At 46.8% G+C, this 25,392-nt stretch carries 15 protein-coding genes and 1 pseudogene; 11 read left to right on the top strand and 5 right to left on the bottom strand.

Annotated elements, in window-relative coordinates; genetic code table 11:
• Nucleotides 1–70 precede the first annotated feature (70 nt).
• Together MJ770_RS08830 and MJ770_RS08835 are read left to right on the top strand one after the other, a co-directional pair.
• Nucleotides 71–928: an MBL fold metallo-hydrolase gene (locus MJ770_RS08830; protein WP_239252852.1), complete on the top strand. Its 858-nt coding sequence runs from the start codon at nucleotides 71–73 to the stop codon at nucleotides 926–928.
• A 556-nt stretch (nucleotides 929–1,484) separates the two neighbouring features.
• Complete coding sequence (locus MJ770_RS08835; protein WP_239252855.1) at nucleotides 1,485–1,904, top strand: hypothetical protein; 420 nt, start codon at nucleotides 1,485–1,487, stop codon at nucleotides 1,902–1,904.
• Nucleotides 1,905–2,468: 564 nt separating this feature from the next.
• Here the strand turns inward: MJ770_RS08835 and MJ770_RS08840 are convergent.
• The 3 genes and pseudogenes from MJ770_RS08840 to MJ770_RS08845 form a co-directional block, all read right to left on the bottom strand.
• Nucleotides 2,469–3,835: pseudogene (locus MJ770_RS08840) on the bottom strand (NAD-dependent succinate-semialdehyde dehydrogenase).
• A 288-nt stretch (nucleotides 3,836–4,123) separates the two neighbouring features.
• Nucleotides 4,124–4,234 carry a thiamine pyrophosphate-dependent enzyme gene (locus tag MJ770_RS15660; protein ID WP_445083142.1) on the bottom strand — a complete coding sequence of 37 codons (111 nt, stop codon included), beginning with the start codon at nucleotides 4,232–4,234 and terminating at the stop codon, nucleotides 4,124–4,126.
• Nucleotides 4,235–4,693: 459 nt separating this feature from the next.
• The gene (locus MJ770_RS08845; RefSeq protein WP_239252896.1) at nucleotides 4,694–5,686 is read right to left on the bottom strand and encodes a sensor domain-containing diguanylate cyclase; all 993 of its coding nucleotides are present in this window, start codon (nucleotides 5,684–5,686) and stop codon (nucleotides 4,694–4,696) included.
• Nucleotides 5,687–6,968: 1,282 nt separating this feature from the next.
• Here MJ770_RS08845 and pyk point away from each other — a divergent pair.
• On the top strand, nucleotides 6,969–8,408 hold the full coding sequence (gene pyk, locus MJ770_RS08850; RefSeq protein WP_239252912.1) for a pyruvate kinase: 1,440 nt from the start codon (nucleotides 6,969–6,971) through the stop codon (nucleotides 8,406–8,408).
• 154 nt (nucleotides 8,409–8,562) lie between these two features.
• On the opposite strand, the gene MJ770_RS08855 is transcribed toward pyk, so the two are convergent.
• Nucleotides 8,563–10,062, bottom strand: coding sequence for a hypothetical protein (locus MJ770_RS08855; protein ID WP_239252929.1), 1,500 nt, complete (start codon nucleotides 10,060–10,062; stop codon nucleotides 8,563–8,565).
• Between the two features lie 516 nt (nucleotides 10,063–10,578).
• On the opposite strand from MJ770_RS08855, the gene MJ770_RS08860 reads away from it, so the two are divergent.
• The 3 genes from MJ770_RS08860 to MJ770_RS08870 all read left to right on the top strand — a co-directional run bounded on the left by MJ770_RS08860 (nucleotide 10,579) and on the right by MJ770_RS08870 (nucleotide 15,174).
• A complete protein-coding gene (locus MJ770_RS08860; RefSeq protein WP_239252944.1) occupies nucleotides 10,579–11,724 on the top strand; it encodes a cation diffusion facilitator family transporter in 1,146 nt (381 codons plus the stop codon).
• A 599-nt stretch (nucleotides 11,725–12,323) separates the two neighbouring features.
• Complete coding sequence (locus MJ770_RS08865) at nucleotides 12,324–12,518, top strand: hypothetical protein (protein ID WP_239252977.1); 195 nt, start codon at nucleotides 12,324–12,326, stop codon at nucleotides 12,516–12,518.
• A gap of 571 nt (nucleotides 12,519–13,089) precedes the next feature.
• On the top strand, nucleotides 13,090–15,174 hold the full coding sequence (locus MJ770_RS08870; protein WP_239253008.1) for a hypothetical protein: 2,085 nt from the start codon (nucleotides 13,090–13,092) through the stop codon (nucleotides 15,172–15,174).
• A 1,146-nt stretch (nucleotides 15,175–16,320) separates the two neighbouring features.
• On the opposite strand, the gene MJ770_RS08875 is transcribed toward MJ770_RS08870, so the two are convergent.
• On the bottom strand, nucleotides 16,321–16,533 hold the full coding sequence (locus tag MJ770_RS08875; RefSeq protein ID WP_239253028.1) for a hypothetical protein: 213 nt from the start codon (nucleotides 16,531–16,533) through the stop codon (nucleotides 16,321–16,323).
• Between the two features lie 160 nt (nucleotides 16,534–16,693).
• On the opposite strand from MJ770_RS08875, the gene MJ770_RS08880 reads away from it, so the two are divergent.
• From MJ770_RS08880 to MJ770_RS08900, 5 genes are all read left to right on the top strand, one after another.
• Nucleotides 16,694–17,074 (top strand): VOC family protein, encoded by a 381-nt coding sequence (locus MJ770_RS08880; RefSeq protein ID WP_239253049.1) that lies wholly within the window; start codon nucleotides 16,694–16,696, stop codon nucleotides 17,072–17,074.
• A gap of 466 nt (nucleotides 17,075–17,540) precedes the next feature.
• The gene (locus MJ770_RS08885; protein WP_239253072.1) at nucleotides 17,541–19,598 is read left to right on the top strand and encodes an eCIS core domain-containing protein; all 2,058 of its coding nucleotides are present in this window, start codon (nucleotides 17,541–17,543) and stop codon (nucleotides 19,596–19,598) included.
• 823 nt (nucleotides 19,599–20,421) lie between these two features.
• A complete protein-coding gene (locus tag MJ770_RS08890; RefSeq protein ID WP_239253091.1) occupies nucleotides 20,422–21,855 on the top strand; it encodes a mechanosensitive ion channel family protein in 1,434 nt (477 codons plus the stop codon).
• 93 nt (nucleotides 21,856–21,948) lie between these two features.
• Entirely contained in the window at nucleotides 21,949–22,968 is a 1,020-nt protein-coding gene (locus tag MJ770_RS08895) for a Vgb family protein (RefSeq protein ID WP_239253093.1), read from the top strand.
• Nucleotides 22,969–23,761: 793 nt separating this feature from the next.
• Nucleotides 23,762–24,838 carry an AI-2E family transporter gene (locus MJ770_RS08900; RefSeq protein ID WP_239253114.1) on the top strand — a complete coding sequence of 359 codons (1,077 nt, stop codon included), beginning with the start codon at nucleotides 23,762–23,764 and terminating at the stop codon, nucleotides 24,836–24,838.
• Nucleotides 24,839–25,392: the final 554 nt, after the last annotated feature.

The raw sequence follows: 25,392 nt of genomic DNA on the forward strand, positions 1-25,392 counted from the left end.
GTGAATTTTATCAAAAGTGCTTCATGAGAATGGGTTTTTCGAGGTGCCCCTTATTGGAATAGCGACTGCCATGTTACTGGCGGTTGGCAACTTGGGTGCCGCCCAAGCGCAAACATACACGCATCAGATAGCCCCCGGAGTCTATAGTCACGGAACCGCCCAGCAATACCAATCGATGTTTCTTGTGACTGACGAAGGCGTTGCGGTATTCGAAACCGTGAATAGCAAACACGCCGCTGGGTTGGTGAAAGCCATCCGTAAGATCACTGACAAACCGATTGTCTATGCATTTCATTCCCATAACCATTGGGATCATGCGAGTGGCGGGAAAGTCTTTCAAGACCTAGGCGCTAAGACAGTCATGCATGAGTTTGCTGCTAAGTGGCTTAAGGCCAACCCTGGCCAAGACACATCCCCTCCTAATATAATTATGAAAGGCGCACGCCAAGATTTTGAATTAGGCGGCGTGACAATCGAAGCCCATTACTTGGGCCAAACTCATGGTATGGGGATGACTGTTTATCTGATCCCTAAAACAAAATCGATCTATATCGCTGACCTGGTCACCCCGAACCGCGTTATGTTCAATGTTGTACCTGACTTCAACATCGGTGGATGGCAGCGTGCACTTGGAGAGATCAAAAAGCTCGATTTTGAAAATGGTGTCTGCTCGCACAACGAAAATCCCGCAAAGACTTTGCCAAACGGTTGTGACAGAGTCGATATCGAAGAAGAGTTGCAGTACATGGTAGATTTGAAAGCTGCAATCATAGCCGAATTCAAAAAGGGAACTGCAGACGTCGCCGGAGCGATTAAACTGCCGCAATATGCACATTGGGCACACTACGATGATTGGCTTGAAATGAATGCATGGCGCGTAATGCTGGACATGTACATGGGTCCTTTCCCTTGGAACGCAGAACAATAAATCTACAAAGTAGGTAGCTCCCGGATGAATGTCTGGGAGCTAGCAGCAAGGCTAGCTCATCTAACTTGGAGCGTAACTAGTGTAATTTGTACTAGCTCAGACCTGACCTGTCAGTTGCCGATTTTTAGGGTGTCTGTCAGATGAAATATGGATTAAATTTTTTTCACTCCAAACCTGCTTCCCACTGAGTAAGGTTTCCACCAGCGTTCTGCTATCACGAGCTTTGCCCTGATGAGTTCTTTCATTATTCCAAGAATTTTATATTTTGTACGCTACCGTACAGATTAATATGAATTTTGATCCTACCATTCAAACCATACTCTTAATGTATAGATACTTGGAGATAGAACCCCATAAGATCTATTAGTCTTTATTAATAAATCTGGTGGAAAATTTTTCTAACTTACAACTTGTAGTGTTAACGCGATTCACTATCAAAATCAAGTGTCTATACGTTTGAGTTGTATGTATGTTAATGGGATAACTGTGCCGATAACACTATTTAAGTTTACCCATTCCATTTTTTATATGTTTGTTATTTTAAAGGAGCATTTTCATGAAAAAGAATATTATTAATCTTGCAATAGTTTCTTGCTTTACGTTGGCTGCTATGTCTGCCTATGCAGATTCTGATAGATCCATGTCTAATAGATCAATGTCAGATAGGTCTATGAGTGTTGAGTCAGATTCTGATAGATCAAGAAATACTAATTCCTCAAGATCTAATAGGTCCCAGCAGGATGATAGAGACTCTACGTCCAAGGGTAATTCAAATCAAAAAGATTATTATAAAACCCATAAATATGGCAAAACTAGCGATAATCAAGGTTCTGTTGATTCAGCTAAAGATGTACAGTCAACTGGGAAAACAACTGGGAAAATCTTAAAACAGGAAGAATTAGATATTGAATGTAGAAATGCTCAAGGAGATTCAGATTTTGCCGAAGGAAATACGGGTAGAGATTGTCAACCTTAAATTGATTTCTTAATTAATAATAAAATAGGCCATCTTAGATGGCCTATTCCTTTATATGTACTAGCTCAGACCTGATCTGACAGGCAGCCTGAAATTCGGTAACTGTCAGATCAGGTACTGAGCTAGTACACTTTAAGCAATGTTGGTCTTAATCTTTCTCGAAGAAAATCAATCTGATTTTCATTAGGATTACATTCTGGCAATTTTACATTTGGTTTAAAATAGTCCAAATGTAAAATTCAGTTTATCTTCAAATATCCCACTGTCCCCCCAAGTCTTTCTACAAGCCTATACTAGTCAAATCTTTAAAAATTCTCCTTTTTTGATCAAAGGTAGGGGGTGCCATTTGGTTTTGACCCCTTTAGCCGCAGTTACTCGCGAAGCGTATATCGCTGACCACGATCCATAAGATTTAACGTTCCCATCCCTGTTTTGCACGCTGTCGCTTTCATGATGTGCGCCTCTGTAACCTTACTTTATGCCGCTCAGACACCCAGTTCAACAGCTAATTGCGACATAGCATTAATAAAAGTGAATCAAGTAGTAGTGTATACAGGAAGTAATTTAAGCAACGTATACCGTTTTAATGTTCACAAATTCTTTGATTCCATGATGGCCCAACTCTCTTCCGTAACCGGAATCCCCAATTCCTCCAAAGGGAAGTCGAGGGTCAGACTTAACCAGGCAATTCACGAAACACGCACCAGCATTCAGTTGCTCTGAAGCGATTTTTTCACCATGTTTGTGGTTGGCGGTGAAGACAGCAGCACCTAGCCCAAAAACTGTATCATTGGCTATACGAATTGCTTCGTCCTCGTCTTCAGCAGTAATAATCGCAGCCACAGGACCAAAAAGCTCTTCATCGTAGGCTGGCATACCGGGAACAACATCCGCTAATACTGTCGCTGGATAATACGCACCTGGACCCTCGGGCACTTTACCACCTAATAATAAGCGAGCACCCTTATCCAAACTGCTTTGCACCTGCTTGTGCAGATCGTCGCGCAGGTCTTTCCTTGCCTGCGGCCCTATCTCTGTAGTCTCATCCAAAGGATCACCACAACGTTTTGATTTCATATTTGCAACAAATTTCTCTGTGAATGATTTGCTCACAGATTTCTCTACGATAAAACGTTTAGCTGCTATACAACTTTGCCCACTGTTTATTAAGCGGCTAGTAACGCAATTTTGCACGGCATGTTCAATATCGGCATCAGCAAGCACAATATACGGATCGCTGCCACCAAGTTCCAACACGGTTTTTTTTAGCATTTTACCTGCTTTTGCAGCAACAGCTCTTCCGGCTGGAGTACTACCAGTAAGCGTCACCGCCTTAACTAATGGGTTCTCTATCACCCGTGCTACTTTCGTACTGCCGATAAGCAAGGTGCGAAATATATCAGCTGGAAAACCAGCTTCACAAAATATGTTTTCTATAGCCAATGCGCTACCGCAGACGTTGCTGGCGTGCTTTAACAATGCTGCATTCCCTGCCATCAGTGCGGGAGCGGCAAATCGAAACACTTGCCATAAAGGAAAATTCCAAGGCATTACTGCCAGCACAATACCTAAAGGCTGATACAACACTTTACTGATGCTGGCATCAGTTTGTATTATTTCCGGGGCCAGGAAATTTTCGGCGTTGTCAGCATAGTACTCGCAAACAAATGCACATTTCTCCACTTCGGTAATCGCGCCAGCAATGGGCTTCCCCATTTCCTGAGTCATCAGATTTGCCAATTCTTTTTTTTTATTTTCAACAGGGTTGCTGCCGAGCGCATGAGTTTTGCCCGATCTGTAAAGCTTGTTTTGTGCCAAGTATGAAAATCATCCTCGACGCAATTAATAATTTCATCTACTTCCTGATTGTTCATTTCCGTGTAAGTTTGTAAAAGCTCATCCGTAGCGGGATTTTTAGATTCAAGACTCATAGTTGATCTCCTGAAATAGTGAAATAATTGTGACAAGATTTGTAGGGGAATATTTGTAGCTGGAATAGATGCTCAGATTCTTTGTCTTTACTGCATCCAGTAAGAATTTATTACTATCACTGTAGTAAATTGAAACTTCGATTAGATGTGCACCACCAGTATTGAACGAATCTAGGAATCATTTTACCAATTCTTTCACCATCCCCAGTCTATGACCCTTCACACCGCACGCATCGACGTAGGTGATTAAATTTAAATTAGGAACGTTCATTCCGAACTCAGCGAGTTTTAAGCGTACTGCTTCCATCGAATCATGCCAAAGCCTTTGTCGCGCAATACCAGAATCACAAAGTTTAGTTTTAGCTGTATTGTGGCCTCAAGTTCCCGCGAACTCATCATATAATCCGCCGTCGTCAGAAACCGCCATCACCTGATTATCGGGATGAGTAATAGTGGTTGCCGTGGTCGCAGATAAGCCGGAACCCATACTTGATTTATATGGACTTTTAGTCGTGGGTGGTAATTTAATTTTCAAAATTCAGCTGGTTGATATTTTCTGTGTGGTTATTTAGAGCTCTGAATTTTTAAGAGATGGATCGAGTGGAATTTTATCGAATAGAGTCAGGCTGCAAAATATGTAGGATTATGTAAAGGGAAATCTGTACTGGGCTGACGATTGCATCTGGGCGTATTTCGACTGAAGCTCAAAACGCGAAAATAGTGGTTTGTTTTTCCAATGTCCTACTTGCTTCATCTACTTTCTATTTGTTGCTTCCGGCTTGCAGCGTTCCTACCATGGGTACATTTTTTCATACATCAGGCGTTGTCTTTTTTGAACACATCGTCAAACTGATTGTTCTACAGACGACTACCTGCCGCTAGCTTACGGCGCTCTTTTTTAAGATGCTTTTTCTCATACATCAAAACGTCGGCTTCGTTCAGCAAATCTTCAATCGGCGGTTGTAGATTCTTTTCTATTCTCAACACGCCGTCGGAGAATGATATGTTGTACGCATTACTATTTTCTGCATTATGCTTTTCAATCTCCGTTCTAAACCGCGCGATAGTAGTCATCGCTGTCTTCGCCTCGGCTTGTGTTAACAACACGACAAACTCATCCCCGCCTAAACGAGCGAAAACATCCGAGTCTCGAAAAACCGCCTGCATTGTCTGCCCAAAAATGATTAGCGCCCTGTCACCTTCTGCATGTCCGAACTGATCATTAATGGCCTTGAACCCATCAAGGTCAAAAAAAACAAGCGCCGCTGGCATTTTGGTTCGATAACATAAATTCAGGGCCTTTTGTGCCAGCGTCATAAATCCACGCCGGTTGGAAATTTTGGTTAATTCATCCAGTGTCGCCATCTGTACGGCCATCAGCTCACGCTCGGCCAGCTCAGCCAGATCCTTTAACGACTGTAAGTCATCATCATCGAAGTCTCTCGGCTTGCGGTCAATAATACACAGCGTGCCAAGTTTACTGCCGTCAATATGACGCAAGGGACAACCGGCATAGAAACGAATACGCGGATCTTTTACAACCAGAGGGTTATCAGCAAAACGTTCATCTTTTGTGGCATCGGTGATCAGTAAAATACCATCTTGAAGAATGGTATGTCCGCAAAACGAAATATCCCTTGCTGTTTCAGTCGCATCCAAACCCGCCGAGGATTTAAACCATTGCCTGTTTTCATCCACCAGGCTAACCAGCGCAATTGGTACGTCAAACATACGTTTTGCCAAGCGCGTCAATCGATCAAAGCGCTCTTCAGCAGGCGTATCAAGGATATTCAAATCCTGTAGTGACTGCAGACGCGTACTTTCATTATCTGAAACAGGTGGTTTTATCATTTGTACGTCCTTGATATATGGGTGTTTAGAGTCAAAGTATTATCGTTAAGAGTGACATAATGTTGAATGATGTCGTTCGTGCCAATCAAGGCACCAGACTATTGATATTCAGGCTCGCTGTAGTTGCGCTCTTGATTTACATAAACACAATGTAGGCAGGAGTTTTGCCGATAGCTTACTGACGGTGCCAAGTCATCTGTTTGAGCCCTGCTATTCAAAGATATTAAATAGTTTGTCTTCAGTAGTCGCGATCCTGAATGTGCCTGCGCTCTGTATATAGGAAAAATTGGATGTGTTAATTGTCTTATTCACCTGGATGGGTCTGGTGTTCAACAACTCGAACGTATTCATTCTCGAGTAAACATTGTATTTGTTGGGCGAAGGCAAATCCGGATCAATTTCCATTTTAGTGTCATGAACATACAGCAGCCGCATCTTCAGTAATAGTGAAACGAATTCAATTTAAAAGTTCAACATGGAAATGTGAAACTAATCGCAATCTGATCTGACAGCAGGCTTATCGGCACCAGTAGTGTTACCTTTAGTACTGTTCTATTTTTTTACAGTTCTGTTGTATCACGGGGCTCAAGATTGCATAGCGGGAAGCTCGGGAATGTAGTGTCCTTTTTCCAGATTGGTTTTATAACGACCTTAAATACATGGCCGACATCGCTGATGTCGTCGATTGGAATTTTGAGTGTAGATGCCATTCAGTTGGCGCACACCCTTTGACAAATTGGCTTCCAGCGTTTCTACGACCCCATGCTATTGGTTGCTCATCAAGCAATAGGCATGGCAAATCAAGTTGAAGTGCGAACATACTTCGTTGCATCAAGGGTTTCTGGGTAAGAGCAAGAACGTTGTGAAGACAAAATATTGGGTACGGTTTCCACTTACGCTCTGATTGTCATCCTTAAAATAGCTTCTACTTAATGTACCTCTCTGCACAATGGTACAAATATTGCCTGTCACTATTTTTTGAAAGAATTTTTATTTCATGAATCTTGCAGCCGGATACTGCCGAAACCATTGCACCATAATTGTGTAACCAAATGATTCTGTTTTATTTTTGACGTGGTGATAGTGATATATTGTGTGTAAAGTAAAATAAATGATTCTAAGACTTCTAAATTTAGACAAAAAAGCTTAAATTTTTAAAATCGTAAAATAGTTATTTCTAATTTAAATTCATAATATTAAAAATATTGTCGTGGCTACTTTTTAAGCTTTTCAGGATTAGGCCCACCATGTCAATATCAATAATCAGCGAGGAGTAACGACCATGAGATTGCCTACCCACAAAACCAAGATCGTATGTACGATAGGTCCAGCCTCCCGTTCAGAGGCGGTTTTGGAGCAGCTGATGCGGCTAGGCATGAATGTGGCGCGGCTCAATTTCGCTCACGGTACCCAGCAAGGACATCGGGAAGATATTCTGCGCATTAGAACCGTTGCAGCAAAGCTTCAGCGGCATTGCTTGATCATGGCTGATCTTCCCGGTCCTAAGATGCGCATCGGCCAACTTCTGGAAGAGCCGCTATTGTTGGAAAAAGGAGATGAGGTTGTATTGACGACCAAAAACCTTGCAGTTGCACCCAACCAAATACCGGTCGCCTTTAAGCAACTACCAGAAAGCGTGACTGCGGGAGACCTTGTTTTCCTCAATGACGGCTTTATACAACTCCGAGTGGAGAAGGTGTCGGGCGAGAATATCTTCTGTCGGACAATTATCGACGGTCCGCTCCTTTCCCACAAAGGGCTGAGCGTCCCAGGAGTGAAAATTACGGCTGAAGCGGTGTCACAAACCGATCTCGAGTTCGTTGACTTTGCCCTGCAGGAGGGAGTGGATGCCTTCGGTGTTTCTTTTGTACAGAACCCCGCTGATATATTGAAAGTTAAAGAATTTGCGCATAATAAAGGGCACTCTGCGTATGTGATTGCTAAGATTGAGCGTGCCGAGGCTATTGAAAATATAGATGATATTCTATCTGTGGCGGATGCGATCATGATTGCCCGCGGCGACCTGGGGGTACAGATCCCTTTGCAAGACGTGCCGGCCGTGCAAAAAACTCTGATCCACAAGGCGAATCTCCTAGGTCGGCCAGTAATAACGGCGACCCAGATGCTGATGTCCATGACCGAGAACATTCGCCCGACTCGTGCCGAGGTTTCCGATGTGGCCAACGCCATTCTGGACGGCACGGACGCGGTAATGCTGTCCGAAGAGACAGCTATTGGACGTTACCCCGCCGAAACGGTTGAAATGATCGGCAAGATTGCCATATCCACCGAGCGGGAGGAGAAAGCCGCCCGAGCGCTAGCTGATTTACCTACCTACTTCCGCGCCGCTGCGAGTTCTGGAAACGCCACCGTGGAAGATATCGTCACACTGAATGCGGTTGAATCCGCCGATGCTTTGAATGTGCGTTACATCCTGACCCGTTCGCACGGCAGAGCCGCGCCCTGTTTGATTTCCAGATTCAGACCCGAGTGCTGGATACTGTCGCATAGCGGCGATGAAAAAACGAACGACCTTTTATCCCTGTCTTACGGGGTTCATCCGGTAGATCTCGAAGATGCCAAAAATGGCGTTGTCGGCAAATCCGCCGGGTGGCTGGTTGCAACCGGTATAGTTGCAAAAGATGAAAAGCTGATATGGGTTGAGGATGAAGCGTCTGATGACAAGCTGGAAGCCTTGTCGATAAAAATTATTAAAACCTGAAATTATCAATGTAGAGCAAAGAGAACAAAGTGCCTGTTCAATTGTTGAAATGGGTGAATATTCGCACGTGATGATGTATTGCGTCACCTGATTTTTTTGTTACGCTGCGTTACAGTTACCTGATGGTGGTACATCACGTAAGACGTCGGTCACTTCATTTTCTCAAATCGCTATTGTCTATCAATTGAGGTAGCACCCAGTCTGCTCGAGGTTTGCGCTTAGGATACAGCAGAAACCCCGCATCAAGATTGAACTGTGGGTCTGTTTCACTACTTGCGTTTCCAAAAAGCTTTGCCTGTAATGATTGGGATGCTTCAGAATAGGTGTACGTCGCCGGTTGAATGGTTGTCATGAGGTGCTGCCAACCAAGATAACACTCATAATAATAGTTCCGTGTGACCCCGCACTTGCTACGTTCTTCAGAATGGGTATACAAATGATAGTTTTTCCATTCACGAGTTCGCGGTTTGTCAGAAATCCTTCTGGACTGTACCACCCCGAATGTGTCGTAGCTCGATATGCTTTGCCCACCCTGTAGTCGCAATAAAGAGCGTAGCGCACAAAACTGAAAGCTTTTTGCGCTGGCTTGGCGAATTTTAGACAAATCTCGTGGCCAGCTGAGGCCTTCGTCCCGGATCAATGAGCCAAATTGATTCAGCAACCCCCAGTCTTCTGACAACTTCACATCCGTCTGCTCGAGCTTTTTTATTGTTTTGTGGAAATTCTCGAATATCTCATCCTTGATCACTTTTAGTTGCCCTGTGATTCGGCCTTCTGGATTTGGCATGCCAGCTTTTGTCACGGTCCAGAGAGCCGATGCCACCGCCGCCATTGCTGGCCCAGCTACTGCACCAATGGCACGGATCGCAGTTCCCATGTATACATCTAAAACAACCGTCATGGTAGTTTTATCGGGCAATTTCAGATAATGTTCATTGAGAAAATCAACGAAATGATAGTCATAGAATTGCTTGTTTAACAATGCTGTCCTCATATGGCCATTATCCCCAAACCACTTGGATTCGAATATGAAATATTTGACTTCAAGCAACAAGTGATCGACTACTTCATTCCAGACGGATGTTGAGATGTTGTCGGTAGGCTTGTCACGATATTTTTCAATATCGTCTGGCATCAGCGAATTGCCTTTGTCTTCTATCGGAGGCTTTCCAGGTAACATACGGCAAATGCTGACGTAGGCAAGCTTTTGATCACCAGTATATTGGGTTTCAGGAAATGGAACGCCAGAAGACTTGGCTTCCATAATATGATTCAGGATCTTCGCGATGTCCACAGTTTTAGCATCGTTAGCGGCAAGCTCTGTTTCCGTGCAACTGTAAAACTTCGGATCACTAATGACGTCGTTTGACAAGAGTTCGCAGCCTGGAACAGCTAATGGAAGAAAGGCGATAGGGCCATTTATGATTTCCATGTCCGTAATAGCAGCGTCTATCAAAGCACCTGTGATGGTTTGGACATCTTTGTCAGTTGCTGTACCAAAAATGGCAATCACACGTGGGATCTCAGGCATTTCATTTACGGTGTCAGTATCCAAAACCTCCGTAGCACTCACGATTTCAGAAGGCAACAACGCTTTTAGTTTTAAAAGGTCTTCCAGTGGACTTCTTGGGCTATTGATAATAAGTTGAATCATCGTGATCCCTCTCCCTGAATTGTTTGAGTATGGGGAAAATATACATTGAATTTGATATATATTAAAAAATAATCCAATTACTTATTGTCTGTCAAACACACCGACTGTCCGCTTGGAATCAGCTTTGTTCGACAACCATCGGTCTTTCTATAATGGTAGGTTCCAAAACGCGGCAAAGTTTTTTTGCTTTTTTTCGTGCTGATCAACCGGAAGTCAGTCATTTTTCGATCGATTTTAGACGTATTTGACAGCCGATCCAGCTTTGAGTACCTTCAAAACTCGTTGAAAAAATGGTTTATTTTTCCTTTGCTCGATGGGAAGTATGGGAAACGTCAACACTGGCGGGTCAAAGCTGGCCGAAATGAGCTTGGCATACGATAATTCCCCAATCCTGTATTGCGTCCCCCCGACAGGTTATTCTGGTTAGTGATACCAATCACCTGGAAACTTCGGTAAAAGTTCTAGAAGCGTACATTAATTATCTATATGTAAAAATTAATATATTGGAGATTTTTAATGGGTAGTCAGCAGTCTGCACAAGCACGTGATAAGGCGATGCGCAAGACGAGTGTAGTTGGCGCTATCGTTAATTTGCTCTTGACCATAGCTAAAGTGATATTTGGAATTATTGGTCAGTCACAGGCTTTGATCGCCGACGGTGTGCATTCTTTAGCGGACTTAAGCACCGATCTGATAGTGTGGCTCGCGGCTAAATACAGTAATCGGCCTGCTGACAACGAGCACCCTTACGGGCATGCTCGGATTGAAACAGCCTTCACTGTTGGTCTGGGTGTGGTGTTAATTATTACGGCAATTGGTATCGCGGTTGACTCCGCGCAGCGCTTGCTCAATCCAGAAACCTTACTGCAACCAACCCAAATCGTACTATTGATTGCAGCCCTTTCGATTTTCGCCAACGAAGGCCTTTATCACTACACCATACGGGCCGCGCGCGCGTGTAAATCAAGTTTGCTAACGGCCAATGCTTGGCATCATCGCTCCGATGCAATCTCTTCTATTGTCGTACTGATTGGTGTGGCTGGCAGTCTACTTGGGTTGCCTTATTTGGACGCCTTTGCTGCCCTTGGGGTAGCTTTAATGATCGGTAAGATTGGTTGGGGTCAGGTCTGGACGTCTATTCGGGAGTTGGTTGATACAGGTATGGAACCGAAAGCTGCCTTGGCGCTAACGCGCATCCTTGAGGCGATTGATGGTGTGCGAGGTGTGCATATGCTGCGCAGCCGACGCATGGGCGGTGTTTATTTGATAGATGTACATATTCTCGTGGACGAGCGATTAAGTGTATCTGAAGGTCACAGAATTGCAGAGTATGTGCGGTTAAAGTTAATTGACTCACATGAGGATATTAGTAATGCCTTAGTGCATATCGATCCTGAAGATGATTCGGTCGCGATGTTATGTGCTGACTTGCCGTTACGACGAGAAGTACTGACGGACTTACGAAAAGTATGGGCAAATGATATTGATTTATCGGAATTTGATAAGGTGATATTGCACTATCTAAACGGCAAAGTGCATGTGGATCTGGTGTGTAGTATTTACGCTGTAAATGCAAACGTTGAGCAATTAAGTGAGCGTTTACAAGAGAATGCCAAGGCACTTAATTATATTGGTGATGTGCGAGTATATAGGCAGTTGTAACCGTTAATTTTTTTCCATGTTTTATAAGCAACACGATGGCGGCAATCGCTTATCGCGATTTAGGCTGGCGGGTAAATGAATAACAACTAACATTCTGTCAGATACTGCCAGTGTTTGGCGTCGACCTTTCCCCATCGGCCTGCGCTGCACTGACTGTATCATGAAAAAGTGCTGGTCTTTCCCAGGGCGGCTACATCACACCATTGCAACTTAGCTGATCAAGTAAGCCGGACTGAAACGGATTGATGCAAAAACTGGTGTGATCACACTAATCCAACGCTTTACATCGGCGTCCAGTCTCTATGTTTATCTGCATTACTTGGTGATTGATGGGTTTTGTCGGTTACAAAACTGCATACCATAATTTGATAGCGTGCAACTGCCGCGGCTGCGCACTGGCAGGCGTTATTTGACCAGATTACAAAACGTATCATCAAAGCTTTGACCCACCATGGTGCGCTGATAAAACAAAAAGTAAGTCAGCAGATGCGAATAACGACGAGCCACAACTCTCAAATCTGGTATGTATCAGTTGGGCACGTTTGTTAAATAAAGTGTTCGATATTGACATGGAACACTGCTTTAACTGTGGTGGAAATGTGAAAATCATTACGGCTATTCTGGAATTCAGCGCAATGACTAAAATTCTTGAATATCTCGTACAACCTGTATTGGCACCGCCTCGAGCACTTGCACAAACCTATGACTGTTTGAGCCAACCTGATACCGTGCTCGCGTCTTTCAATCCCCTGCATCACTGGACTGATATTTGCACCTGGGCGTCTTTCGTTTGAAGCGGTAACACGCGGCAAAATCTATGACTTTTCGTGCTGACTGAACCGAAATATGGAACAGGTGCTGTATTTTGCCTATACCCTGCCTGCCTGGGTCAAATAAGACCCAAAACTGGGTTAATTTAGTGCATGCATTTGCTGTAGGGGTTCTGCAGTATATTAATTGTTGTCAATATTAACTTTGGTGGGTGCAATTAAACCCACCATTTTTCTGTGTAAATAATATATTTTAATTAAATCAGTATATTAAGTGATTGGTTCATTCTGGCGCGAATTATGCTTAATATTAATTACAGGATAAAGTCTTTGTGAAGAGGGTTAGCTTTCTGCTTTATAAACTTTATACCATTTTATTAGTGCGCATAACCATGCCTGTTGTGGAAATTTGATATGTCACGGACGAAAGTGGTAATCCTAATCAAATAGGATATTGAACACTGAAGAACAAAGCACATGGCACCGATCCGTTTACCATAGAAAATCGCAGCAAATGCGTCGTATTCAGATCATTTGAACAGTGTGCAAGTGAGTAACGCGTGTGCGTGGCTCACTGATTTGAGAGGCTTTTGACATGAACATTCTATCCAATTTAACCGACTTTGATCCAAGCCAGAACAAAGGCTATTTCGGTACAGGAGCGTCGCTACGTATTTTCTGCGCGGTGTTGTTGTCGCTAATCATTCTATCGCCTGACGCGTCCGCGAAAATCGTGTATGAAACTGTCTGGGAGCGAGGAGATGGTGCACAATATTGGCGAGCTGGTATGACTCGTGCATCACTTAAAACGTGGAACTCTAAGTATGCTGCAGACGGATATACGATTGTGCATTTGGATATCTCAGATGATGACATTGGTAATGAGCGCTTCGTAGCCATCTGGCGCAAAACCGGCGGCAAATGGGCGTACCATACCGAGTTGTCGGTGTCGCAAATGAAGAGTAAATGGGAGAAGTACTTCGCACAAGGCTTACGAATTGTAAGCGCAGATTTTGATGACAATGAAGTGGTTGCAGCTTGGCGTAGTGGCTCAGGCGGGGAACGCTACCGGACCGAAATGTCGTGGTCTGAATTTGTGCAACTCGATAATGAACAAGTCGCAAAAGGGCGACGTTTGGTCGTGTTCAAAAAACACTCGGGTAACAAGTTCATTGCTGTTTGGCGGCCTGGAAAAGGTCCTCAATGGGTGCACGCAGGTATCTCCAAATCTGAATTAAATGCCTTGCGCAAGCAGTATGCTCTAGATGGACTGGCGATACGTCTTCTGCATTCGTACGGGGGCAAATATTACGTGGTCTGGCGACCCGGCAACCCAGATCAAATATTTGCCCAAGGTCTATCGCTGGAAAAGTTGAAGCAATTAGATGCGCAATATTTTGCCGACGGCTACCGCTTGGTCTCGTTGCGCACCAAACATGATTTTAATGGCGATTCGAGCAGTGAACCGGCTAAACAGTTGGAATTCACGCAATGCAGTAATTTGACCTGCCCGTCAGGGTATCACCCTACTCGCTACAGTCCGAGTGCAAATTGCATGGACAGCAGTGGGGAATCGGCCGTGGGTACAGTCAGGTGTCGTTTAAACGACGGTGATACCTTTACCATGTGCGGCACGGCCTGTCCTTCAGGATACCTCGACGAGGTAAAGGGGCACGCAAAGTACACCTCACACAATGCGGCCTGTCGCAGCAGCCCTAACACCGGAGGGGCTGATTCATCCCACAATCAGATTGTGTGCTGGTTGAATAAGGATGATGATACCGGTCAAGGAAGCCAGGGATTGAGTGTGAACGAGCATAATGTGCCGGTAGAAAGGCCGAGTATTTACGTGCGAAAACTTGGACGTTTAGATGTGGTGGGGCGAGGTAAGGATGATCGCTTTTATATTTCTACGTGGAGTGGCAGCAATTGGTCTAATTGGTCTGCAATCGGAGCTGGATCCTTCCTGTCCGGTCCTGCTGTTGGTCAGCCAGGTAGCCCACGCAGTGCTCAAGACCAGTTGAGTGTGATCGGTTTAGGCAAAGACAGGCATTTTTATCAGGCAGATTGGAACAGTAGTAAATGGAGCGGTTGGTCCAAAGTTAATGATGGCATCTTCATTGATGGTCCTGCGTTAATAAGTGGATCATCTTCGATGCTCTTTGGTCGGGGCAAAGATCGACGAGTCTACTTCTCAACCCGTAAGTCTGGATCCTGGAGTAAGTGGACCGCAATCGGCAATGGTACATTTACCAGTGCACCGGCGGCTGTGAAACTGAGCGGCACGACAATCAATGTATTCGCGCGCGGCGATGACCGAGGCATCTATCACAGTTGGAGTTTGAACGGCAAAAAATGGTCAAACTGGACGCGAATTGGGGTAGGCACGTTTAAGTCAGCACCGGCTACCGTCAGTTGGTCTCATGACCGGTTGGACGTGTTTGCGATTGGAGATGATTCGAAAATGTGGCAGGCAACGTGGACACCAAATGGGTGGCAGACGTGGTTTTCGCTCGACGGCGTCGGGGAATTCATTTCCGCACCTGCGGCGGTATCGGCTCAAAAAAATCAAATCGATCTAATCGCCGTGGGTAAAGACCATAAAATTTACCACAATGCATGGCTTGGAAACCGTTGGTCTGGCTGGCTGCAGGATACACCGCCCAGCTATATGCAGTGATTGAAATCGTGGGCGAGTAAAGTTGCAGTGAAAAAGTGGTGTGGAGAAGAATAGCGCTCACTATTAGAGAAAGTTAGGGGAAACGCTGATAATTCACCGCGTGACCGATCCGGTCGAGCAGTTTCTGGATACGAGGTGAAATGCTGCAATTATTTAGCTCGATATTCAGTTTTTTGCATTATTTCCCCTGTTTTTAATTTTTAGGGTGCAACTTGGTTGTCAGCAATGCATAGCCACCCGCGAACCAGCATTAAATTGGCAAAGCCAAATAGCGTAAATAACTGAGCGGTGTGCTTATCCAACCCTGTGTGGCAAGCGTTGCGGTGCTGGGACAGGTTCTTCACTACATGGAATGGATGCTAGACTTTGGCACGAATACTGCTTTTGTATGCTCAAATTTTTCCATCAGTTCGCATACAGCGGGCTTGTCCAGTGCTTTACGTTTGGACGGCCTCATCGTTACAAGCCAATTTACCGACAATGCGATGATAGAAACAGAAGAATAAGTCATCAGATGCGGATAACGACAAGCAGCAACTCTCAAATCTGCTCCGGCCAAGTGGATTTACAGCCGATTTCTTTAAGTTTGACAGGCTGCTAGAGCACCTGCACATATCCACAATCTTTTCGCACCTACCTGATCCCTTGCCCGTGCCGTTTACCTCCTTCATCGCTAGGCTGACCTATGTTCTTTGGCATCTTTCGTCAGTAAGGCCAAAACTCTTAATTTGCGTGTGAACTGAGCCGAAGTACAGTCATTTTAGATTGATTTTTTGAGTGTTTAATAGCCGAGCCAGCTGTAAGTAAATTCAATGCTCATGTTAAAGATGCTTTATTTTTCCTGTCCCTCAGACGGCAATAGTCACAGCTACCGCAAATTAAAATTCTATCTTGACCGGTTGGAAAGGTGTCAATGCCATGGAGTGCGATACTGGCTTCGATACAGAGCACCTCTAAAAATCCAATCTACGTCACAATACCGCGTTACTCGAAATTTTTTTTACCTGCATATTAAATAAATGCTGCGTTCAATTTATATTCGCGCCTTGTTTTGCTTAATAACGGGGTAAGCAGGTAGGCTGCTCGCTTAATTGAATTTTTAGAGGCGTTCAACAATTAATGTCAACATGACATGCACTGCTTAATTTACAAGTGATAAGCAGTAACAGTAACCGGATAATCAATCAATGCAGGGTGAGTCAGGCGCGTTGTTTGCACCATACTCCACCAAGCGTGATACGCTAACCCGGTCTGCCGCGCTACCAGAAAAATTGTTTGGAATAAATAGCCAAAGATTGGAAACCCGATAATTTGATGGATGTCTACAAGGAGATCTCTTTGGATGAATTGAGCCATCATATTAAACTTATGCTTGATGCAAAATTAAAGGGCAGAACAATAGTGGGTATGGAGGCATAATCAGGGGTGGGCACTTACTGAAATTTCCTGTGCTTCGCTTCAGGATTCCGGCAAGTCTCCCCAGCGTTAGTCATGGCAGAAAAATCATTGAGGAGCTTTTATGAAAAACAATCCAGTTGGGTGGTTCGAAATTTACGTAGACGAAATGGCTAGAGCCAAGAAATTCTATGAGTCGGTGTTTGGAGTTGATTTGGAGGTGTTGGGTGATCCCAATGATTCTAATATGGAAATGTTCGCATTTCCGTCGAATATGGAAAAATATGGTGCTACCGGCGCGTTGGTTAAGATGGGCGGATTCCCAGCCGGCGGAAATAGTACATTGATCTATTTTTCATGCGAAGATTGTGCGGTAGAGGAGGCTAGAGTAGATCTGGCTGGTGGTCGAGTTCAGAAATCAAAAATGCCTATTGGCAAGTACGGTTTTATATCGCTAGCAATAGATTCAGAAGGGAATATGTTCGGCTTGCATTCTCTAAAGTAGTTTGTGGGGAGTAGGGCTAAACAAGCTGTACGCGGACGCGTATTGCTTCGCTCATTTCTGTGTAGGTCGCGTTATTCTGACTTTATACAAAAACGAGCTTTGCAATATGCGTCTTCTAACTTGGCTTAAAAGACTGCATCAACATTGCTTACGTTAGTGCTATTTTGATTAGACTCGATTGTAATGCTATTGGAGCAGGGCAAGAGATCAGTCGAGTTCGATCACGATAAACCCGCAGCGTCGTCAGGCATTGAAAAAATGATCGGAGATATTAATGCGCACTCCTGCGCAGAAGCTTTCATCAACTCTGAAGACTGTTTCTTCCAAGTTCTCGATACCCTCTCGGAGGCACTTCGATCGCGGGCGTGAGAAGCGCTCGAACCCTTACTTGTACGCTAATGAAAATCAAGCCGTAATGCGGTCACATAACATTGCAAATGATAGTCTTGAGCCAATTCAGGAGGCAATGAGTGTCACACCGCATGCCAGTTTTGATTTCAGTCGCATATCCGTACATGCCATGACGCCATATGGCATGTCTTCTGACACCAATGCGCTGCTAGCCGGAAACCATGCTAAAGATTGCGACCACAATGACAATATGCTCTACCGCGATGCCGTCGGAGCGGGGCCTGCAACTGCGCCGGCGATCGTGCACGAGGTGCTCCGAAGTTCTGGGCAGCCGCTGCCGGACGATGTGCGCCGCGGCATGGAAGCGCAACTTGGCCATAACTTTGCGGACGTGCACGTCCACACTGACGAGCGCGCCGATGCGTCTGCGGAAGCAGTGGCCGCGAATGCGTACACGGTTGGTCGGCATATCGTCTTTGCTGCAGGCCGCTTCGATCCCTGGTCGGCGCAGGGCCGACGGCTGCTCACTCACGAACTGACTCACGCGGCGAGCCACCCGTTGGGAGCGCCAACGCCATCGGGTAATCTGCGGATTAGCACGCCTGCCGAGTCAGCTGAACGGCACGCAGTCGCTGTTTCGGAAGGGGCTGTTGCACCTAGAGTAACCCCCGCCGCACCACCCAGTCTATTCCGTCAAGCGAGTGGTCTTGTCGGCCTTGCCGGTCTTTCCATCAACAGAAATCGAGTGACTGTCCCGCCAGTCACCGGATTGACGTTCACGGCCACCAAGTCTCCCGCAAATGCATCGGGTGTGACGTTTGCTGTTGTCGGTGACAACGCCACCATTGCGGCAGGCACTACCGTCGACAACACCACCGGTGCGATTACAGTCGCAGCGGGTCAAACCGGTGGCAGTGCCCACATCGCGGCCACCCAGAATGCCACGGCGCCCAACGGGGCCACGCTCACGAGCACCACGCCGGCAACGGCCCCGTTTAACTTCACTGCCATTCCGGCGAGCATCACGAGTACCAGTGCATCTGCCAGTAGCCCCTCAGGGTTCTACGGTGGTGACTTCACACACACTTTTACATCACCAGCGGGCGGGCAGACTGCACTGGAGCGTTCCCATGTCAACGAACAGTTCGCAGGCGTGAGCGGTACGAGGCTCACTATTACAGGTCCGCTCAGCACATTGAGGATTACTATCAACAATTCGAACTCGGCGAGCGCGGGCTGGGACTTGAACAGTTCTGGGACGATGAGCAGCCCAGACCACGTGACTTGGTCCAATACTGCTGATGCCCGTCCATTCGTCGCCAATGCGTCCCATCCGACGCCCAGCCCCACGCTACCACAGGCCTTGACCGCGACTCAGAATTTCCGAAATCTGAATTTCCCCGGCACGTATGGTGCTACGGCCGTTGCTACTACGACACATCGGCGTGCCATTGAGGATCGTAATAATCTACTGAAAGCGGTCACGAGCGCCAATGCCAGCGGCATTAACCAGGAGGTAGTCGAAGACTACGCGGGGCCAACCGTATTCCGTCGCTGTCGCGCCGCACCGGCCACGATCCGCGTAGCGGGGCCCACTCCACCAGGTGGGACGGCTCCCACGATGGAAACTACAACGATCAGCGTCGACACCGAGGGGCGAGCGGCAACACCCAGGTTCAGCATCCGTCCACCTAATCTCAATTGTACTATCACGCCCGCCGGCGTACTGACCCCGGGCACGACCGCCGGAACGGTAACAGTGCGCGCAGGTAACGCCACAAACTTCGACGAAACGACCGTAACTTTGACGCCGCGACCGGCTACGTTCATACATCTGACTGCCGTCAGCTCGCCAACTGAGATAATTACCGCGAACAATTTGTCACAGCGAAGCATTGACGAAGCGGTATTGAGACGCTTAAATCCTGAAATTCAGTCCAGCAACACAATCGCATCCGGCACGGTGATCTGGCTGACTGCACGTGACGTGCCTGCCAGAGCGACAAGCTTCGAGGATATAGCGGAACGCTACTTCGGGAATCGCAATCGCTGGCCGACCCTCTGGAGCTTTAATCCGCAAATTGTTAACCCGGAGACAATTCAACCGACAACGCGGATACACCTGCAGTCAGAAGCAGACCGTGCTCAGTTCGGAGAAATTCCGTTGCTTTAATAGTAGACGTTGGATGCGGCCCCGCGTGTCAAGCTAGTGCTTGCCACTATGTCTCATAGTTATTTTTTAAAGGGGACAACCAGCCTGGCACAGGGGGAATATAATACGGCGCGTTTGTTAAATCTTGTATTCGATATTGACCTGAGATACTGTTCTAACAGAGGCGGGAATAAGAAAATCTTCGCGGCCATTTTGGAATCCAGAGCAATCACTAAAATTCTTGATCATCTTGGTCTATCTGCCTGGACATCGCCAGGAGCACCTGCACAAATACACGATTTTTCGAGCCAACCTGATCCCTTGTTCGGGATTTTCAATCCTCTTCATTCGGGATAAATTTTACCTCTGGGCGTCTTTTACTTGAATCGCCAAAACGTGACCAAGCCTTTGACTATTTTGTACTAATTTAACCGGAATATAGTCATATTAGATCGATTTTTACCGTGTTTGACATCCGAGCCAGCTTTCAGTACATTCAAGGCTCATAGAAAAGGTGCTTTATTTTTTCTGTACCCTCAACAGCGGTCATGGCAGTGTCACCGCCAGGGCGTCTCGGCTCGGACACTGGGCCTGAGCGCGCACCACCACGGACCCCGGAGCGGCGAATTGTTTTATTCTGGACGACGTTATCCTTGGCCCGAAGCGCTTTAGGCCAGGGCAGGTGAGCCGTTCGGCCTGATGTGCATGTGTGCACATTAACCGGGTGCAGAGCACGCGCCTCGGGCGAAGAAATTTCGGTGAATCAGTAGGATGGGCAGTCGTTTCGCGCGTTTGCCGAGTTCGGCGGGTGGGCGAGGCGGTGTTACTTCTCAGGAAATGGAAGTTGGATTTACTGTGCCCGGTTCGCTCGTCCGTCATGGTCGATGGTAAAACTGGCGGCCGGGACATTGAACTGCGAGCAAACTTCGGGGAACAGGAAATGCAACTGGAAAGTGTCAATCGATTCTGGCAGCAATCCGTCGACGCAATGCAGACCGCGCTCACGCAGCCTGAAAGCTACACTCAGGCCGCCATCATTGTGCTGATCTACGCGTTTGCATTCTTCTTAGCCAAAAGCGTGCGCAAGTACGCGCCCATCCTGGACGACGATCGAATTACCGACGCTTCGCATCCGATCCTGCGCTTTGTCGCCAACTGCGGCAATCTGATCTTCCCGTTGACCGCCATCTTGTTGCTGCGCGTTTCGGCCGAAATTAGCAACACGCTTCTGAATCAAGACTGGCTGCTCAAGTCCGCTCTGACCATTGCGATGCTGCTACTGCTCATCACCGCGGTCAATGATTTCGTCGGAAGTGCCCTGGTTCGACGGATGTTCAAGTTGATCGGTATCCCGCTGCTGTTGCTGCATCTGCTAGGCCTGCTGGATGACCTGATCAGGATCCTTGACTCGATCTCGGTCAACGTCGGCAATATAGAGATCTCGGCCTACGGGATCGTACGGGTCGCGATATTCGGTTCGCTGCTGTTCTGGCTCGGCCGCATTTCCAACCGCACCGGGCGCGAAATCCTGGATCGTCAAACAGAACTGCACCACAGTACCCGGGAAGTAGCGTCCAAGCTGCTTGAAGTGGCGACGTTCGTCGTCATCGTCCTGCTGCTGCTCAACGTCATGGGCATCAACCTGACCGCGCTCGCGGTGTTCGGCGGTGCGCTCGGTGTCGGTCTGGGTTTCGGCCTGCAGGCGATCGCGTCAAACTTCATCTCGGGGCTGATCATTCTCTTCGACCGTTCGGTCACCGTCGGCGATTTTGTCGAATTCGACGGTGGCCGTGCCGGGATCGTGCGTGAACTCAAGCTGCGATCGACGACGCTCGAAACCTTCGAGGGCAAGGACGTGATCGTGCCGAACGAAAAGTTCATCGTCGAAACCTTCATCAACTGGACCCACAAGGACAAGCGCCAGCGATACCGAGTGGATTTCTCGGTGGCCTACAGCAGCGACATCGATAAGCTGGTCGCTCTCATCAAGGATCTCGTCGCCTCCCATCCGAAGGTGCTGAGCGGCGAGCAATTGCCATCCGAATACCGCCCCGACTGCGAAATTGCCAGCTTTGGCGATTCCGGCGTCAACATGTTCGTCGAATTCTGGATGGAAGGAATAGACGACGGCAAGAACCGTGTCGGCGGCGACCTGCTGTTGATGATTTTCAACGCGCTACGCGAGCACGGTTTCGAAATCCCGTTTCCGCAGCGCGAAGTTAGGGTGCTCAACCCGAACTTCAACGTCGGCCCGTTGCAAAGGCAGAACCCGGAGTGAGGTAAATACAAGCCTAATTGCTGGTCGAAAAATGTGAATACGTGAAGCGCGTGACAATTTGTTCTAAAGTAAACTATTAAACCGGAGAAAATCATGAATATCCAAATTCCGATAATTATCGTCAGTATTTTCCTCACACTAATGATTGGTGTGAGTGGTTCGGCTCAGGCTCAAGACTCTTCTAATTCGAAACAACAATCGATAGAGATTACCGAATGGGCTGTACCCTGGGAAGAAACTCGCCCGCGTGATCCGGATGTGGCTGCCGATGGCAGTGTCTGGTTTGTCGGTCAAATTGGGGATTACGTTGGACATTTTGTTCCCGAAACTGAAGACTTCAGTAAAGTTGATTTGCCTGATGGTAGCGGTCCGCACAATGTGATCGTCGGCGGCGATGGCATGTTATGGATTGCGGGCAACAAGCAAGCCTATGTTGGTCGCATGAACCCTAAAAATGGTGCGCTACAACGGTTTCCAACTGCCGAGCCGCAGGTCAAAGATCCGCATACACTGGTCTGGTCTGATGACGACAAAATCTGGTTTACTGCGCAATGGGGCAATACGATTAACCGGCTTGACCCTGAATCCGGCAAAGTAAACACTGTCGAGGTGTCAACTGAAGAAGCTCGACCTTATGGGATTATTCTGCGTGAGAATTTGCCTTGGGTCGTGCTTTTTGGGACCAATAAATTAGCAACAGTTGATAGTAATATGCGGCTACGAGAAATTGAATTGCCTCGAGCAGACGCTCGGCCGCGGCGCATCGGTAAAACCTCCGATGGACGGATCTGGTATGTCGATTATAACCAGGGCTATCTGGGTGTTTATGACGTTGATAGCGGAGAGTTTTTGGAATGGCGCGCGCCAGGTGCGGACAAAAGTGGTCCTTATGCGATGGCTGTCGATGGCGCAGACCGTATCTGGTTTGTTGAAACCTTCCAGAGTCCAAATCGGCTGATCGGCTTTGATCCGAAAACCGAAACGTTCTTTAGCCAGACCGATATTCCCAGCGGTGGCGGATCAGTCCGGCATATGGTTTTTGATGCACCGCGCAATGCTTTGTGGTTTGGTACCGATACTAATAATCTGGCGCGAGCTGAGTTGCCGCAATAAGCAGTCTATTCGGATATTAGCAGCAGGCTAGTGGCCTGAAATACTTCTGACCATGGGAACAGTGAGCTCGGATCGAGTTTACGCACAATCATTTTCGCGGCGTCATCTCTAATCGGTTGTTGACGTTAATATAGCTGCATATGACTGGCACAATCGGATTGTCGGCAGCGTTATCTGCAATTACTCCAGCAGCGCGATCAGACTTTTATACATTGCACTTTGGTACAACCCCGCTGCATCTGATGCGGATCAGACGCATGCCAATGTTGACCAGCTCGATGTCAATCGTATTCTGGTTATGGTTCGCGACATAATGAGCCACTCGATTCGCCGGCACGTATTGTTCGATGTTGCCATCCAGGTCGGTATAAATCTCCAGAATTCTTGATCAAGCAGGCGGGATGGAACGAATGCGGCGTTAGCGCCATTGCAATCGGCGGCTTGCACCTATCGGATTTCACCTGGCCATCGATCAGGCCAAAAGGTACTGCACCAGGGATACCCTATACATGGTGAGTAAATATTGTATGATGCTTGGCTTCCCGATTTTGTAATAAATTATAGAATCGGATAGTCATTCAAACCAAGACGACGTGTATTTGGACGCAACCAGCTTGCGTTGTCCGTGGTCTACTATTAGTAAACGCAAAAAACGCGTTAACTGGCGTATATGTCAGTGGGACGCTCAAAGTTAGCGTGATTTTCAGACATACATGCAGCATTCAAGCCAACGCATGTTTTATATGTGGTAAGTGGGTGATGTTTATTGGTATTTATTCGAGCGTGGTGAGTAATGATTAGTGTCCTAAGAAACTGGTTTCAGCGCTACTTCTCTAACGAAGAAGCGGTGGTTCTTTTTGTCGTTTTAGTGGGTTCTTTTGCCATTATTTTGACGACGGGAGGTATCCTTGGCCCGGTTTTTGTGAGCGTCGTTCTGGCCTTTTTAATGCAGGGTTTGGTGACCTTGCTGACTGCGCGAGGTGTGCCTCACATGCTCTCTGTGTCGTTGGTTGTTACCATTTTTATGAGTTTTTTGTTTGCGTTGATTTTTCTGTTGTTCCCCTTGGTATGGGGGCAAGTAATCAGTCTGTTTGGTGAGCTACCTCGGATGCTGGAAAAGGGGCGTGCATTACTTCAAGCATTACCCGAGGAATACCCTGAGTTGGTTAATGAGGTACAGATTGAAAGCTGGATAGGTATGGCTGGTAAAGAGTTGGGGAGCCTTGGGCAGTGGGCACTATCCAATTCAATGTCGACAATTACCAACATAGTTTCATTACTTATCTATTTAATTCTGGTGCCGATTCTGGTGTTTTTCTTTCTTAAGGATAAAGACGTCATCACCTCATGGTTCTCAAGCATGTTGCCCAGGCAGCGTGGGTTGATGAGTAAGGTATGGTGGGAAATGGATGCCCAGATTGCTAATTATATCCGTGGCAAGGCCATTGAGATTCTAGTGGTGGGCAGCGCAAGTTACGCTGTATTCGCTTTAATGGGGCTTAATTACGCTATTTTGCTGGGTATTTTGGTAGGGCTGTCGGTAATCATTCCTTATGTGGGGGCGGCGGTGGTGACAGTGCCAGTGGCCATGATTGGCGCCTCCCAATGGGGTTGGACCTCGGAGTTTTTTTACTTAATGATGGCCTATGGCATCATTCAGGCATTGGATGGTAACGTGTTAGTGCCGTTTCTGTTTTCTGAAGTGGTCAATTTACATCCGGTGGCTATCATTGTTGCAGTGTTGTTTTTTGGCAGTATTTGGGGCTTGTGGGGCGTCTTTTTCGCGATTCCGCTGGCTACCTTGATTCAGGCAGTGCTGAATGCCTGGCCGCGCGGAAATTCGAGTATTGGTCCCCCAATCGAAGAGTAATTTTATGAGCTGTTGTAGTAAAACTGCCTTGCTTTAAGTTTGGTCATAGGGGCTGTTAAGATTTATACGTACGACTCGCAAGGTTGTGCATGGTCGTCAGGCCCTGCAGACGATTGTTTCTCTCTGTCTGTGTAAGCCTGTTCATTGCCTGATTTTATTGAACTGGTGAAAAAAATGAAGCTGACCGTTGCTAATATCAGCGTACTTCAGGAGTCCAAGCCAGAACCTGCGGCCTGCGATTGACAATGAACGGCTAGTTTTAAACAATGACGAACAAGTGGTGTTGATGATAATAAAATCTTGCTGAGTTAGCATCACGCATATCGTCATGCTACCGCAGCAGTTCATGAAGCGTTTGGCTATGCTGGCTTCAGACCAAGGCTCAACTCGGTCTATTCGTCCGGGCACCGCTTGGAGCACCTGCAAAAATCCACAATCTTGTGAGCCAACATGATCTCGTGCTCGCGCCTCCACTTACCACGCATTATCTGTACTAACACAGACCTGATCTGACAGTTACCGAATTTCAGGGTGCCTGTCAGATTAAATTTGGT

Source organism: Candidatus Nitrotoga sp. M5 (assembly GCF_927904885.1).
In the GTDB taxonomy this organism is placed as follows: Bacteria; Pseudomonadota; Gammaproteobacteria; order Burkholderiales; family Gallionellaceae; genus Nitrotoga.

Excerpts from the sequence above, each read along its gene's own strand:
- MJ770_RS08855 (WP_239252929.1), bottom strand. The coding sequence starts at position 10,062 with ATGATTCAACTTATTATCAATAGCCCAAGAAGTCCACTGGAAGACCTT.
- MJ770_RS08875 (WP_239253028.1), bottom strand. The coding sequence starts at position 16,533 with ATGATGGCTCAATTCATCCAAAGAGATCTCCTTGTAGACATCCATCAA.
- MJ770_RS08880 (WP_239253049.1), top strand. The coding sequence starts at position 16,694 with ATGAAAAACAATCCAGTTGGGTGGTTCGAAATTTACGTAGACGAAATG.
- MJ770_RS08845 (WP_239252896.1), bottom strand. The coding sequence starts at position 5,686 with ATGATAAAACCACCTGTTTCAGATAATGAAAGTACGCGTCTGCAGTCA.
- MJ770_RS08860 (WP_239252944.1), top strand. The coding sequence starts at position 10,579 with ATGGGTAGTCAGCAGTCTGCACAAGCACGTGATAAGGCGATGCGCAAG.
- MJ770_RS08895 (WP_239253093.1), top strand. The coding sequence starts at position 21,949 with ATGAATATCCAAATTCCGATAATTATCGTCAGTATTTTCCTCACACTA.
- MJ770_RS08830 (WP_239252852.1), top strand. The coding sequence starts at position 71 with ATGTTACTGGCGGTTGGCAACTTGGGTGCCGCCCAAGCGCAAACATAC.
- MJ770_RS15660 (WP_445083142.1), bottom strand. The coding sequence starts at position 4,234 with ATGATGAGTTCGCGGGAACTTGAGGCCACAATACAGCTAAAACTAAAC.
- pyk (WP_239252912.1), top strand. The coding sequence starts at position 6,969 with ATGAGATTGCCTACCCACAAAACCAAGATCGTATGTACGATAGGTCCA.
- MJ770_RS08870 (WP_239253008.1), top strand. The coding sequence starts at position 13,090 with ATGAACATTCTATCCAATTTAACCGACTTTGATCCAAGCCAGAACAAA.
- MJ770_RS08885 (WP_239253072.1), top strand. The coding sequence starts at position 17,541 with ATGAGTGTCACACCGCATGCCAGTTTTGATTTCAGTCGCATATCCGTA.
- MJ770_RS08835 (WP_239252855.1), top strand. The coding sequence starts at position 1,485 with ATGAAAAAGAATATTATTAATCTTGCAATAGTTTCTTGCTTTACGTTG.
- MJ770_RS08900 (WP_239253114.1), top strand. The coding sequence starts at position 23,762 with ATGATTAGTGTCCTAAGAAACTGGTTTCAGCGCTACTTCTCTAACGAA.